14 protein-coding genes are annotated in these 13067 nt (G+C 71.9%); 8 read left to right on the top strand and 6 right to left on the bottom strand.

Annotated features, from left to right (window positions below; genetic code table 11):
* Positions 1–141: 141 nt before the first annotated feature.
* Positions 142–705, top strand: a complete 564-nt coding sequence (locus ACZOOI_RS32765) for a DJ-1/PfpI/YhbO family deglycase/protease (protein WP_465283184.1) — start codon at positions 142–144, stop codon at positions 703–705.
* Positions 706–762: 57 nt separating this feature from the next.
* Complete coding sequence (locus ACZOOI_RS32770) at positions 763–2037, top strand: preATP grasp domain-containing protein (protein ID WP_465283185.1); 1275 nt, start codon at positions 763–765, stop codon at positions 2035–2037.
* Positions 2038–2230: 193 nt separating this feature from the next.
* Here ACZOOI_RS32770 and ACZOOI_RS32775 read toward each other — a convergent pair whose 3' ends face one another.
* The 4 genes from ACZOOI_RS32775 to ACZOOI_RS32790 all read right to left on the bottom strand — a co-directional run bounded on the left by ACZOOI_RS32775 (position 2231) and on the right by ACZOOI_RS32790 (position 6682).
* Positions 2231–3154: a TauD/TfdA dioxygenase family protein gene (locus ACZOOI_RS32775; protein ID WP_465283186.1), complete on the bottom strand. Its 924-nt coding sequence runs from the start codon at positions 3152–3154 to the stop codon at positions 2231–2233.
* Positions 3155–3210: 56 nt separating this feature from the next.
* Positions 3211–4710 carry an MFS transporter gene (locus tag ACZOOI_RS32780; protein WP_465283187.1) on the bottom strand — a complete coding sequence of 500 codons (1500 nt, stop codon included), beginning with the start codon at positions 4708–4710 and terminating at the stop codon, positions 3211–3213.
* 250 nt (positions 4711–4960) lie between these two features.
* Positions 4961–5686 (bottom strand): TetR/AcrR family transcriptional regulator, encoded by a 726-nt coding sequence (locus ACZOOI_RS32785; RefSeq protein ID WP_465283188.1) that lies wholly within the window; start codon positions 5684–5686, stop codon positions 4961–4963.
* A 72-nt stretch (positions 5687–5758) separates the two neighbouring features.
* The gene (locus ACZOOI_RS32790) at positions 5759–6682 is read right to left on the bottom strand and encodes a ScbA/BarX family gamma-butyrolactone biosynthesis protein (RefSeq protein WP_465283189.1); all 924 of its coding nucleotides are present in this window, start codon (positions 6680–6682) and stop codon (positions 5759–5761) included.
* A gap of 192 nt (positions 6683–6874) precedes the next feature.
* Between ACZOOI_RS32790 and ACZOOI_RS32795 the strand changes: the two genes are divergently transcribed.
* Positions 6875–7549, top strand: a complete 675-nt coding sequence (locus ACZOOI_RS32795; RefSeq protein WP_465283190.1) for a ScbR family autoregulator-binding transcription factor — start codon at positions 6875–6877, stop codon at positions 7547–7549.
* 54 nt (positions 7550–7603) lie between these two features.
* Here the strand turns inward: ACZOOI_RS32795 and ACZOOI_RS32800 are convergent, their stop codons facing one another.
* Both ACZOOI_RS32800 and ACZOOI_RS32805 read right to left on the bottom strand, forming a co-directional pair.
* Complete coding sequence (locus ACZOOI_RS32800) at positions 7604–8476, bottom strand: SDR family oxidoreductase (RefSeq protein WP_396009096.1); 873 nt, start codon at positions 8474–8476, stop codon at positions 7604–7606.
* 262 nt (positions 8477–8738) lie between these two features.
* The gene (locus tag ACZOOI_RS32805; RefSeq protein WP_465283191.1) at positions 8739–9395 is read right to left on the bottom strand and encodes a type III effector protein; all 657 of its coding nucleotides are present in this window, start codon (positions 9393–9395) and stop codon (positions 8739–8741) included.
* A 141-nt stretch (positions 9396–9536) separates the two neighbouring features.
* Here ACZOOI_RS32805 and ACZOOI_RS32810 point away from each other — a divergent pair, with 141 nt between their 5' ends.
* From ACZOOI_RS32810 to ACZOOI_RS32830, 5 genes are all read left to right on the top strand, one after another.
* A complete protein-coding gene (locus ACZOOI_RS32810; protein ID WP_465283192.1) occupies positions 9537–9968 on the top strand; it encodes an Hsp20/alpha crystallin family protein in 432 nt (143 codons plus the stop codon).
* Positions 9969–10252: 284 nt separating this feature from the next.
* Positions 10253–10684 carry a DUF2267 domain-containing protein gene (locus ACZOOI_RS32815; protein WP_465283193.1) on the top strand — a complete coding sequence of 144 codons (432 nt, stop codon included), beginning with the start codon at positions 10253–10255 and terminating at the stop codon, positions 10682–10684.
* A 382-nt stretch (positions 10685–11066) separates the two neighbouring features.
* On the top strand, positions 11067–11750 hold the full coding sequence (locus ACZOOI_RS32820) for a HemK2/MTQ2 family protein methyltransferase (protein WP_465283194.1): 684 nt from the start codon (positions 11067–11069) through the stop codon (positions 11748–11750).
* On the top strand, positions 11734–12000 hold the full coding sequence (locus ACZOOI_RS32825; RefSeq protein ID WP_465283195.1) for a CDGSH iron-sulfur domain-containing protein: 267 nt from the start codon (positions 11734–11736) through the stop codon (positions 11998–12000). Before ACZOOI_RS32820 ends, ACZOOI_RS32825 begins: the two co-directional genes overlap by 17 nt.
* The gene (locus ACZOOI_RS32830; protein WP_465283196.1) at positions 11997–13022 is read left to right on the top strand and encodes an iron-containing redox enzyme family protein; all 1026 of its coding nucleotides are present in this window, start codon (positions 11997–11999) and stop codon (positions 13020–13022) included. The genes ACZOOI_RS32825 and ACZOOI_RS32830 overlap by 4 nt, the downstream gene beginning before the upstream one ends.
* Positions 13023–13067: the final 45 nt, after the last annotated feature.

The raw sequence follows: 13067 nt of genomic DNA on the forward strand, positions 1-13067 counted from the left end.
AGGCCGGCGAGCCCGACCGGCACGGAACCGACTCGGTCCCCCGCATACCGGCGAAGCCGGTCGAGCACCCGGCCGCCCGGACACCACAACCGTCGCGACCGGACCGCCACACGAAGACCCACCGAGAATGGACCCGTCACCATGACCGACATCGACCTGACCGGGCGCCGCATCCTGGCGATCGTCACGAATTACGGCGTGGAGCAGGACGAACTGCTCGTCCCGGCCCGCCACTTGCGCGATCGCGGCGCCGAGGTGGACATCGCGGCGGCATCGGCGGATCCGATCCGAACACTCGTCGGCGACAAGGACCCGGGCGAGAACATCCAACCCACCCTCACCCTCGCCGAGGCCGATCCGGCCCGCTACGACCTCCTGCTCGTACCGGGCGGCACCCTCAACGCGGACTCGCTGCGCCTGAACGACACCGCGATCGGCATCGTCCGCTCGTTCACCTCCTCGGGAGGGCCCGTGGCCGCGATCTGCCACGGCCCGTGGGCATTGGTCGAAGCCGACGTCGTACGCGACCGCACCCTGACGTCCTACGCCTCCCTGGAGACGGACATCCGCAACGCCGGCGGCCGTTGGCTCGACGAACCGGTGGTGCAGGACGACACCGGCGACTGGGTCCTGATCACCTCGCGCACCCCCGACGACCTGAAGGACTTCCTCGGCCGGATCGACGCCACCCTGGCCCGGGCCTGACCGACCACCCCCGCAGGCCGCACGGCATGCGCAGAACGGGAGAGGAAACGGTGGACCATGGTCGCCTCACGCGAGGACAGCCGGGCGCTCGTCATCCTCGCCAACTTCGTGTCACCGCTGACGGTCGACCTGCGTGCGGCATCGGTCCCGCGCCGGTGGTCCGAACAGGCCCCGCGCACGATCTGGCTCACCCGACCCGGTGACGTACTCGTCGTCCCGCTCCCGCTGTCCGAGTCCTTCCGCCGCTACGCCTTCGAGCGACTGGGGATGTCCGAGGACAGCGTCACCGTCGTCACCGTGCCGGACATCCCCCGCGTACCGATGGCGGAGGCCGTCGCCGCACACGGCCTGCTGGAGCCGCTGCGCGCGCTCCTGCGCGAGTCCCCGGACGCCCGCCTGCTGCCGACCGCCCTGGACGAAGCCACCGTTGCCCTCGCCGCCGACCTCGGCATCGGGATCGAACCCTATGCGGCAGGCGGCCCCTCGCCCCGAGTCGTGCGCACCGTGGCGGACCTGAACACCAAATCCGGCTTCCGCGCCGTCGCGCCCGGACTCGGTATCCGCCTGCCCGACGGCGTCGTGTGCACGGGTGCGAACCTCGCCGGCGCCACCGACGAACTCCTCGCCGTGTGGAAGCGGGTCGTCGTCAAACCCGACCGCTCCGCCGGCGGCCACGGTCTGCGCTTCGTCACCCGCGACGATCGCTCCGCCGCAACACCCCCGGCCGCGGACGAGCGCTGGGTCGTCGAACAGTACGTGGACCACAACCGCGCCGTCAGCGCACAGGGGCACTGCGCACCGGATGGCGTGTCGGTGCTCTTCGACGGGGAAATGCGGATGAGCGGCGGCTCCTTCGCCGGCTATCGCTCCCCGCTACAGGACGTCCCGGACGTCGCCCGCGCCGAGCTGACCACGTGGACGCTCGCCCTGGGTCGGCATCTGGCGGCCGAGGGCTACCGCGGCCCCTATAGCCTCGATGCCGTCTGTGCCCGGGACGGAACCCTCCACGCCCTGGAGTGCAACGTCCGGCGTACCGCGACCAGCACCCCGCACACCCTGGTCACCCGCCTCACCGGCAATCCCGCGCCCGCCTGGTCCACGGGCACGATCCGCACCGATCCGCCGCGCCCCTTCGACGCGGTGGTGGAGCGGCTGATCGCCGCGCGCCTGGACTTTCGGCCGGAGGCCGGCCAAGGCGTGATCATCTATACGGATCGCCCCGTCGACGGTGTCGGCTGGCGCTACGCGGCGATGGCGCCCGACCACGACGGGCTCACCGAGCTGGAGACCCGGCTGACCGCCGCCTTCGCACGCGACGACGGCGGAGGGTGACGCGGACGGTGCCCAGGGGACCTCGGCGCGTCGGCGTCGCCCCGGCCCGAGCCCGGGTCGGGGCGACGCCGCGACCGCGGCAAACGCGTACGCGCGACCCTGCCGAAGCCGCTGCCGCCCGAACGCCTGGAGGTTCCGCCCCCGGGGATCGCGCCGCCGGGGGGCTGCCCGGCCGGGGTCACAACGGCCGGGGTCAGAACGGCCGGTCGCCGAGGATGGTCACCCGTTCCATGATCCGCTTGTGCGGGTAGTAGTCCGCGCTCGCGTAGTGCTGTGTGGCCCGGTTGTCCCAGAACGCGACCGTGCCGGGACGCCAGCGCAGCCGGCACTGGTACTCCGGGTGCCGGGCCTGGTCGTAGAGGAACGTCAGCAGTTCGCGGCTCTCGTCGTCCGGCAGACCCTCGATGTGGTGGGTGAAGATGCGGTTGACGTACAGGAGTCGGCGGCCGGTCTCCGGATGCGTGCGCACGACGGGGTGCGAGACGGCGGGATATTTCTCCTGCTGCCGGGTCAGTTCCTCGGGCCCGAGGGCGTTGCCGAAGGTCTGGGTGAAGTCGTGGACGGCCCTGAGCCCGTCGATCCGTGTCCTGGTCGCCGCCGGCAAGCCGTCGTAGGCCGCGGCCATGTCCGACCACAGCGTGTCCCCGCCGACCGCGGGCACGTGCACGGCGCGCAGGATCGAGCCCATCGGGGGTGTGGTCTCGAACGACGCGTCCGAGTGCCACACGTTCTCCACGGCGGGCGAGTCGGCGCCTCGGGAGAGCCGAACGACCTCGGCGACGTCGTCCGCCTTGGGCAGGAAGGGGTGCACCTCCGGCGTGCCCCACAGCCGCGCGAGGTCGCGGTGCCGGGGCGCGGTGAGGTCCTGGTCGCGGAAGAACAGGACCTTCCATTCGAGCAGGGCCCGATGCAGTTCGGCGTGCAGTTCCGGGCCGATGGGTCCGGCGAGGTCGACACCGGTGATCTCCGCACCGATCGTGGGGCTGCACGGCGCCAGTCGGAACAGTTCGTACGGCGCGGTGGGCCGGTAGTCGCCGGTGGGGCAGAGTTCGCGCACCGGCACGGCGGACAGGCCGTTGTCGAACACCGGCCGGGTGTTTTCGGGAGTTGTGGTCACGGTGGAAAGCCTCCATGGGTGAGGGGAAACGGGAGTGGCGGGAGCGGTCCGCACGATCACGTCGCGGATGCGGCGCCGCCGGCGGCGGGGGCGCGGCCGTGGCGCATGAGCACGGCCACCAGGACGCCGACGAGGCCGACGACCGCGGCGATCGCGAAGGCGTGCTCGAAGGCGGCCTCGGCGTAGACGATCCGGCCGGTGCGCGCGTCGGAACGGGCGATGTCGCGCGCCATCACGGCGCCGAGAATGGTCGCGGCCGCGGCGGCTCCGAACTGGTTGGCGACCGGGAGCATGCTGGTGCCGACGGCGCTCTGGCGAAGCGGTACGGCGTCCACGACCAGGTTGGGGCCGGCCGCGTAGTACAGGCCCATGCCGGCGCCGAACACCCCGGCGATCAGCAGGACTTGCCAGCGTCGGTCGGGCAGTCGGGTGGCGACCGCCAGGGCTGCGACGAGCAGGCAGCCCGCGGCGATCAGGACCGGGCGGGCCCCGCGGGACCGGGCCGCGATGCCGCCCAGCGGACCGCAGGCCATGGTCAGGAGGCCCTGCGGGAACGTCCACATGGCCACTCCGGTCGCGGTGAGGCCGGCCCCGTATCCGATCCCGGGCAGGTGCGGAGTCTGGAGCATCTGCGGCATCAGCAGGCCGTAGCCGCCGATCAGAAAACCGACGAACAACGACGCGAGCAGCGTCATGCGCATCGCCGGGCGCGCGATCAGGCGTACGTCCACGGCCGGATGCGGCACGTGCAGTTCCCATCCGGCGAACGCCCCCAGCAGCAACGCGCCGACGGCGAACGAGGCCACCGTGCCCGGTGTCCACCAACCCCAGTCGCGACCCTGGCTGATCCCCAGCAAAACCAGTCCGGCGCCGCCGCCGAGCAGGAGCACGCCGAGCACGTCCAGGCGGTGTCGCTGCCGCAGCGGGGACTCGGGCACGATCCACGCCACCAGGGGGGTCAGCACCAGGGCGTAGCCGAACATGAACCAGAAGACGGCGCGGTAGCCGTGATGGTCGATCAGCGTCCCGGCCAGGAAGGGGGATGCGATCGCGCTGACGCCGAGTCCGGCGGAGACCGCGCCGAGCGCCACGGGCACGACGCGGCGCGGGAACACGTCGCGGATCAGGGCGTAGGCGACCGCGGTGATGCCGCCGCAGGTGCCCTGGAGCGCGCGACCGGTGAGGAGCAGGCCGAAGGAGTCGGCGGTCGCGCACACCAGCGAGCCGACGATGAAGATCGTGCCGAGGCCGAGCAGGGCCCGGCGTTTGCCGTAGGTGTCGGCGAGTTTGCCGGTGAGCGGGATGCTCACCACCGCGCTGAGGCTGACGATGGTCAGGACCCAGGCGATGTGCGGCGTGGGAAAGTCCGCGGCCATGTAGCGCAACGACGGGTAGACCAGGGTCAGTTCCATCGGGGCGAGCTCGGATATCAGCACGATCGCGGTGAGCGCGACGGCGAGCCGGAACCGGCTGTGCGACGGGGTGGGGTGCGCGGGCGCGTCCGGAATTCTCTCTTCCGGTTCCGGCTTGGGGGTCGGCGATGCGCTGACGGCCACGAGGGCCTCCTTCAAACGGCGTGGCGTGGCTCCGGGCAGGGTGGGGCTCCGGCGGTGCGGGGCTCCGGGCAGGACGGGGCGGCGCGTCGGCCGGGCGGAGGCGGCGGGCGCGCGGACATGGCCGGTGGGCGGCTTTGCTCCGGCAGGCGGGGGATCGCGGTACGGGAACGGAGGGTGGGAACGGGGGGTGATTTCCTGCCGGTCGCGGGAGGGGATCACCCGGGCGGGATCTGCGGTTTGAAGACGGGTCCTACGGGGCGCCGGGTCTCCGGATCGGTTCCGGAGGGGTTCCCGATGCGGCGAGGGCCAGGGTTTCCGGGCGGCACGGCGCGGTGAGGATGCCGACGCCGGCGTCCACCAGGTCCGCCACGTACAGCGCGGTGGCGCCCGCGGCGAAGTGGGGGTCGATGCCCTGGCGCAGCTCGCGTTCGGCGAGTGCGCGCGTGACGAAGCCGGCGAAGTGTTGCCAGCGGCGGAGGGCGAGCCAGTCCGGGAGGGTGTCGCCCGGCAGTTTCAGGGCACGGGCGTTGAGTTCCTTCAACCCCGTGGTCCACGGGCTCTGCCCGAGGTCGTCGGGTGCGAAGGTGACGACGTCGGGGTGCACGGTGTAGGCGGCCTGGACGCAGAACCGCAGGTACCAACTGCCCCCCGAGGGGCTGTCGCGCAGTCGGTCCAGCAGTTCGGCGAGGGGCAGCACGAACGCCTCGGCGAGGGCGTACGGGTCCTGCGCCCGCCCCTGCCGGTCGAACAGTGCGATCAGTTCGGTGCGGCGCGCGTTGATCGGCCCCATACGGTACTCGAAGATCGCGTCGACCAGTCCCTGCGGCGACCCGAAGTGGTACTTCACCGCATTGGTATTGCGCTGCCCGGCCGCCACGGCGATCTCCCGGGCCGAGACCGCGTTGATCCCCCGCTCGGCGAACAGGCGTTCCGCCGTCGTCATCAGGCAGAGCCGGGTGGCCGCCGAATTCTCCATGCCGTGGACGTTAACGCAGGTGCGTTAATCATTCAAGGGTCCGCCGAATCCGGGTCCGGACCCGGCCCGGTCTCACCGGTAGCGCAGTGCTCCCGCGGCCGTGTCGCTCGCTCCCTGCCGGAATCGGACCGACGCCTGCCGATCGTTGCGCAGGAAGCACTCGATCCGGGCCGGCGGGTCGAACTCGGTGAAGTGCGGGGTCCGCAGTCGAAAGGCCGTCGGCCGCAACAACTCGCCGCCACTGGCAACCGCGATCGCCTGTCGGGCGGCCTCGACGAGCACCATGCCGGGCACGTGGTCGCCGGCGTGGTCGAAGAAGAACGGATGCAGGTGATCGGCGGGATCCAGTTCCAGGGTTCCGCCGGCGCTGTAAGCGAGCAGTACGTCGCGGGGCAGGGTCGCGTCCACCGCCTGCGGCGTCGGTCTGCGCCGCGGTCGAGGCCCCGACGGCCCGAGCATTCCACCGCGCAGAGCCGCGTACGTGTGGGCGTCCAGGAACCGCGCGTTGCCTCCCGCGCGCGCGAAGGTCGTGACGCCGGCCGAGAGGCGAATGCGCAGCCGCAATCCTCTCAGCCCCCGGCCGTCGCGGGTGGGGCGCAGGTCGTCGACGTGCGCCAAACAGGTGATATCGGTGGCGCCGCTCTGCAAACGCGGCTCCATGGCGATGTCGACACCGTAGAAAAGGTCCTTGATCAGAAAGTGCGCCTCCAGGGGCACCGAAAAGAACTGCGACGGGATGAAGATCCCCAGTTGGCGAAGGGTTTCCACGATCATCAGCCGACTGTGTCCACCGTCGCCGGCCGGCGGGAACGTGGGATGCGAGCGGGGCCATTGGGCCGCGGTCAGGAAGGTCGCCTCCGCGAGGCGCACCACATCGGTCAGCAGCACCTCGGCCACCGAGGTCCGGTGCACCGACTCTCGCGCCACGGTGCGCGACCAGCTCAGCGGCCTTGCCGAGAGACCCGAGGACGCCGCGCCGCCGCCAAAGGTTGTCATGAATACAAGCAGAACCCAGTCGCCGGGAAGGTGCACGTCGTCTTCTCGCCGTGCCTTGCGCGGCATGGAGAAGACCCGGCGAGGTCCGCCGATCGGCGTGGCGTCGTGTCGCGTCGGCCATCCGCCGACACCCGCCGCGAAGCGCCTGGGCAACACCGGTTTCCACGCAGACATCCGAGCTGGAGGTGGCACGTGCAGGCACGGGCAGGGACGACTCGCCAATCCCTTCTGGAGACGGCGGCACGCCTGTTCCACGAGCAAGGTTTCGCCGGGACGAGCATCAGCGACATCGGCAACGCGTCAGGGCTCACCAGCGGTGCCATCTATTTCCATTTCTCCAACAAGGATGCCCTGGCCCGCGCGGTCGTCGAGGCCCACTTCGCCACTTGGCCGGAGCTGATCGAACGGCAAAGCCCGGCGGAGGGGCCCGCGTTGGAGGCCCTGGTGCGGCTGAGCTTCGCGGTGGCCCGGGCCTATCGCGACGACCCCGTGGTCCGCGGCGGAGCACGGTTGTGGGGAGAGCGCTACGCCATCGACGCGAGACTGCCGACTCCCTTCGTGGGCTGGATCGCCACCGCCCGCGCGCTGTTGGAACGTGCCCGGGAGGAGGGCGATCTCGCGGACCGGGTCGATCCGGCTGCGGCGGCCCGCTCGATCATCCACGCCTTCTTCGGCATGCACACCGTCTCCGACGCGCTCTCCGGCCGCGCCGGCATCGAGGACGACTTGACCGACCTGTGGCACCTGCTCCTGCCGGCGCTGCTGGCCGATCCGCGGCGCGCCGAGGAGACCCTGGCCCGGGCCGTGGCGGGTGCGACGGGCTGCGCCGGCGAGGCCGGCCCGAGGGTGCGGGTGGACGCCGAATAGCCCGGGGTCGCAAGCCGTGGGGCCGGCGCCCCGGGCAGGGCCGCTCCGCCGCGGTCAGCCCGGGAGGGTCTCCCCGCCGATGGGCGCCAGGACCTCTCCCGTGTAGTAGCCGGAGAGCCGGTTCGACGCGAAGAACACGTAGGAGGGCGCGATCTCGTCCGGGTGCGCGGCACGGCCCATCGGGGTCTGCTGCCCGAAGGAGGCGACCTTGTCCTCGGGGAACGTCGCGGGAATCAGCGGGGTCCACACCGGCCCGGGCGCGACGCAGTTGACCCTGATGCCGCGTTCCCGGAAGGACTGGGCCAGGGAGTAGGTCAGTGCCAGGATCGCGCCCTTGGTCGCCGAGTAGTCGATCAGCGTTTTGTTACCGCGCAGTCCGTTGATCGAGGACGTGTTGATCACCACGCCGTCCGAGGGCAGGTGTGCCAGCGCCGCCTTGGTGGTCCAGAAGAAACTGTGGATGTTGACCCTGAAGGTGTACTCCCACTGTTCGCTGTCCAGTTCGGCCAGGTCGTCCACCGGCTTTTGGGTGCCGCAGTTGTTGACCAGGATGTCCAGGCCACCGAGATCGGTCGCGGTGCGCTCCACCAGGTCGCGACAGTTCGCCTCGACCGAGAGGTCGCTGCGATAGGTGGTGCAGGTGCGGCCGGCCTCCTCGACGAGTCGGGCCGTGTGGGCGGCGTCCTCGTCCTCCTGGTCGGACAGGTACCCGATCGCCACGTCGGCGCCCTCCTTGGCGAAGGCGACCGCCACGGCCCGACCGATCCCCGAGTCGCCGCCGGTGATCAGCGCGCGGCGCCCGGTCAACAGTCCGCTGCCGGTGTAGTCGCGCATCTCGTCGCGGGGGGCGGGGTCCAGATCGCCGGTGGTGCCGGGGTGCTCCTGCTGCTGCGGCGGAGCGGGGTGTTGCTCCGAGGGCGAGTTCATCGGCGGCCTTTCTCTCGTCCGGGCGTCCTCTTCCCGTCCATCCACGCCCGGGCGCCGAGCACGTCTCGACCGCCCGGGCCCGGGCGTGGACCGGGGACCGTCGTCGGGTACCCGGGAACCTCGCGGCCATGCCGCCCGGTTTCGGGTCCGGTGCGCGCGGGGCCGACGAGCGGTCGCCCCGGCCGGGGCTGCGCGCACCATGCCCGGCTGCCCGCCGCGGGTGCCACGGGTGAGCGGTCCGTCGTACGCGGGGGTGGGCCGTTCAGGGCGTATCGGCGGGGCCGACCGTGGGTGGGTCCACCAGGGCGTCGATGCGCGCGACCAGGTCCGGGTGTCGGGCGGTCAGGTGCGGGCGGGTCGCGGTGAGCGGAGCGATCAGCGCGGCCGGGTCGTCGCCGCCCAAGGCCTGGTCCAATCTGCCCACGGGCGCGCGGGAGCCGACCGGCAGATCGGTGAGCGCGGTGATCTGACCCGCCAGGCGCCGCAGGTCGGCGGCGTTGTCACGGGCCCGGGCGGTGGCGGCGCGGTCGGCGGCGCGGCGTTCGCGGGTGGCCGTGACGCGTTCCTCGCCGGTGGATCCGGCCGGGCCCGGGCGCAGCCGAAGATAGCGGCGCTCCGCGGCCTGGCGACTGGCCACGCCCAGGGGTTGGGCCAGGTCCGCCCAACTGGCCCCGGCGTCGCGGGCGGTCTCGATCAGCCCGCTCTCCCAGCCGGCGAGGCGTTCGCGGATCTCGCGGAGCAGGAGCAGCGAGGCCAGGGCCTGTTCGGGGCCCTGGTCCGCTCTCGTGGGTTCGCCGTCGCCGTTCTGTGCCGTACGGACGGCTTGGTCGATGGCTTCCAGGGCCGCTGCGGCGGCGAGGAAGGAGGCGGGCCCCGTGGGGTGGCCGGCCGGTCTGCCGGGTCGATCGTTCGCGGTCATCGGAACTCCTCTCGGCTCGTCTCTCGGATCGTCATCCTTTCGACGACCTCCGTGTTTGTCATCCATCCGATGACATGCTACAACGGTTTCAGGCAGCCCGACCGGGCGCTACCGACCGAATCTTTCGGAGGTGTTTTCGCGATGTTGATGCGTACCGACCCCTTCCGCGAGCTCGACCGGCTCGCGCAGCAGCTCCTCGTGCCCGGCAACCCCTCGCGGCCGACCGCGATGCCGATGGACGCCTACCGCGACGGCGAGGTGTACGTGGTCGCGTTCGACCTGCCGGGTGTCACCCCCGAGGCGATCGACATCGACGTCGAGCGCAACATGCTCACCGTCAAGGCCCGCCGCGAGCCGGTCGCCAAGGCGGACGAGGTCCAGATGGAGCTGTCCGAGCGGCCCGTGGGCGTCTTCTCCCGCCAGATCGTGCTGGCCGACACCCTCGACACCGAGCGCATCGACGCCGACTACGAGGCCGGTGTGCTGACGCTGCGGATCCCCATCGCGGAGCGGGCCAAGCCTCGCAAGATCTCCATCGGTACCCGCTCCGACCGCAAGGTGATCACCGCCTGAAGCAAGGCGACCACCGCCCCCCGCACCGGGCGGGACGGACGCACCGGGACACCGCGCCGCCCGCCCCGCCCGTGCACCGCCGAAACTCCCCGCCGCCCGCACACTCGATACGGGCGGCACGGGGCGGTCCGGAGCGGGCACCGGCCCGTCCGAGCGGCCCGATCCCCCACCCACCGGGACCCGCCGCCGTCCGAGCCGTGCCCTCCCCTCCCGATCGACACCCCGACACCCACCCGTCACCCAACCAGCCGGCGAACCCGAGACCGGAAAGGCGATCCGCAGCCATGCACCCCCGCAGCGAAACCTCCTCCGTGGCGTTGAGCACCTATGCCGACCTGGTGGACAAGGTCCGTCTCGAAGGGGGCTACCGCACCCGGGAAGAGGCGGAGGACGCGATCCGCGTCGTGCTCTCCGGGCTGGGCCGGCAACTCACCGGCCGGGAGCGTCTGGACCTCGCCGCCCGACTGCCCCTGGAAGCCGCTCTCCGGCTCACCTCGCACACCCTGGACCCCGAGCCCTCGACCGGACTGGGCTTCGTCAAGGACATCGCCGCCCGCACCGGCACCACCCCCGGCATCGCCCGTTGGGACACCGGCTCCGTGCTGACCGTCGTCGCCGCGCTCGCCGGCCCCGATCTCGTCACCCGCATCCTGACCCGGCTGCCCGCCGGCTGGGCCCTGCTGTTCGGCCGCGCCGAACTCGCTCCTGCGGCCTGAACCGCCACCACGCACCACCGACGAGGATCCGGCGCCACCCGCCGGGTCCTCGTCGGCGTGCCCGGGGTCTCCCCTCGCCCACCCGGGAGAAAGTCCCGGGAACCCGTCGGGGCGACACCGGCCACAGCCGTGCTCGGACGTCCCCGAAGCCACCTCCGTCCGGGTGATGTGCATGAACACGGCAGGGCCGGGCAAGCGATCTTTGCCCGCGCCGAACGCCGGACTCCGCCGAACCGAGCGGACGGCGACCGACGACCGTGCCTGATGCTTCCCGTCGGAGGGAGCACCCACCAGGCGGCAGGCCGTAGTCACGGCGCCGCGCCCCATGCTCGTCACGATGGAATCGGTGATCGCCGATGCCATCGCATTGCCGGAGGCCCCCATGTCAACAATCGGTGTCACGGTTTCCCCCCTCGGCCGGATCCTCACCGCCCCGGGCGTGTACGTCCCCCAGTCGGACAGCTTCCTCCTTGCCGAGGCGATCCGTCGGGAGGGTATAGGTCCGGACACCCGAGTCCTGGACATGTGCACCGGCAGTGGGGCCCTGGCCGTGTACGCGGCCCGGCTGGGGGCCCGGGTGACCGCCGTCGACAGCACCAGACGCGCCGTCCTGACCACCCGCGCCAACGCGCTGCTCGCCCGCAGGCGGATCACCGTGCGACGCGGCGACCTGCTGTCGGCCGTGACCGGTCAGTCCTTCGACCTGGTCGTGTGCAATCCGCCGTACGTGCCCGCGCCCCGGCCCGGCGTTCCGCACTTCGGTGCCGCCCGGGCGTGGGACGCCGGGCTTCGCGGCCGGGCGGTGGTGGACCGGCTCTGCGCGGCGGTCCCCGACGTGCTGCGGCCGAACGGTGTCCTGCTGATGGTGCACTCCGGCCTGTGCGACTCCGAGGCCACTCTGGAGGCGCTGGAACGGTCCGGCCTGCGCGCCACGATCGCCGACCGCACGAGCATCCCGTTCGGCCCGGTCCTGCGCGAGCGGCTCGACTGGCTGCGCCGCACCGGCCTGGTGGGCCCGCACGACAGTCACGAGGAATTGGTGGTCGTCCGTGCCGAAAAACGCTGACCGCCCGCGCCGGATCACCGCCGACCGCGAGGGCCCTCTCCTGATCGAAGGCCCCGTGGAGGTGGCCCTCCCGAACGGAGAGGTCGTCACGTCGCGACGCTTCGTGGTCGCCATCTGCACCTGCCGGCGCAGCCGCACCTACCCGTGGTGCGACACCAGCCACCGCCCGCGCACCGGATCGGCGTGCGAGGGTCCGTCGTCGGGCGAACCGAGGACGGAAACAACCGACGACGAAGGGAGCCGCCCGTGACCGTGTCGACGCATGCCTCCCAGGCCGCCCCGGCCCTGCCGCGACCGCGCGGCGCGCTGTCCGCGGGCGTGATCGCCGCTTTGCACACCGGCCGAGGCCGGCTCCCGGGGCTCGACGAGGTCGCCCACGCCCACCCCTTCGGCGAGGACCTGCACCTGGCCCTGTACACGCTGTACGAGCTGCACTATCGCGGCTTTGCCGGGGTGGCCGACGATCGCGAATGGGACTCGGATCTCCTGAAACTGCGTGCGGCCCTCGAAGAACGCTTCCACACGGCACTGCGTACGCACGTTCACGACGACCGGCGTGTGGACGACGTGCTGGCCGCGCTCCTGGTCGAGCCGACGGGGGACGACGGCACCAGCGTGAGCCGCTTCCTGAGTACCCGGGGAGAACTGTGGCAACTGCGCGAATACGCCGCGCTGCGCTCGCTGTATCACCTCAAGGAGGCCGACCCGCACGCCTGGGTCATCCCCCGCCTGCGCGGTCGGGCCAAGGCTGCGATGGTGGCCATCGAGTTCGACGAATTCGGTGCGGGCCGCGCCGAGGACGTCCACGCCCAGTTGTTCGCGGATCTGATGGTCGACCTCGATCTGGATCCCTCGTACGGGCGGTATCTGGACGCCGCGCCCGCCAAGGTGTTGCCGACCGTGAACCTGATGTCCCTGCTCGGCTTGCACCGCGCGCTGCGCGGCGCGCTGGTCGGGCACTTCGCGTGCGTGGAGGTGACCTCCTCCCCCGGCTCGCGCCGACTGGCCCAGGCAATGCGCAGGACCGGTGCCGGACCCGCGGCCGAGCGCTTCTACGCCGAGCACGTGGAAGCCGACGCCGTCCACGAGCAGGTCGTGCGCCGCGACGTGATCGGCGGCCTGCTCGCCGACGAACCGGACCTGGAAGCCGATGTCGTCTTCGGCATCGCCGCCACCGAATTCCTGGAGAGCCGCCTCGGCGACCACCTCCTGACCGCATGGCGAGCCGGACGCAGCGCCCTGCGCATGCCACTCGAGACGTCCTCGACCTGAGCCCGACCGCACGCCGCGGGGTCTGCGCCGGGCCGTGCGGGATCG

The sequence above is a fragment of the Embleya sp. L77 genome, from assembly GCF_055557415.1.

What these genes read in the sequence shown, in the direction of transcription:
- ACZOOI_RS32765 (WP_465283184.1), top strand. Translation starts at nt 142, where the DNA reads ATGACCGACATCGACCTGACCGGGCGCCGCATCCTGGCGATCGTCACG.
- ACZOOI_RS32770 (WP_465283185.1), top strand. Translation starts at nt 763, where the DNA reads ATGGTCGCCTCACGCGAGGACAGCCGGGCGCTCGTCATCCTCGCCAAC.
- ACZOOI_RS32785 (WP_465283188.1), bottom strand. Translation starts at nt 5,686, where the DNA reads ATGGAGAATTCGGCGGCCACCCGGCTCTGCCTGATGACGACGGCGGAA.
- ACZOOI_RS32790 (WP_465283189.1), bottom strand. Translation starts at nt 6,682, where the DNA reads ATGACAACCTTTGGCGGCGGCGCGGCGTCCTCGGGTCTCTCGGCAAGG.
- ACZOOI_RS32800 (WP_396009096.1), bottom strand. Translation starts at nt 8,476, where the DNA reads ATGAACTCGCCCTCGGAGCAACACCCCGCTCCGCCGCAGCAGCAGGAG.
- ACZOOI_RS32805 (WP_465283191.1), bottom strand. Translation starts at nt 9,395, where the DNA reads ATGACCGCGAACGATCGACCCGGCAGACCGGCCGGCCACCCCACGGGG.
- ACZOOI_RS32810 (WP_465283192.1), top strand. Translation starts at nt 9,537, where the DNA reads ATGTTGATGCGTACCGACCCCTTCCGCGAGCTCGACCGGCTCGCGCAG.
- ACZOOI_RS32815 (WP_465283193.1), top strand. Translation starts at nt 10,253, where the DNA reads ATGCACCCCCGCAGCGAAACCTCCTCCGTGGCGTTGAGCACCTATGCC.
- ACZOOI_RS32820 (WP_465283194.1), top strand. Translation starts at nt 11,067, where the DNA reads ATGTCAACAATCGGTGTCACGGTTTCCCCCCTCGGCCGGATCCTCACC.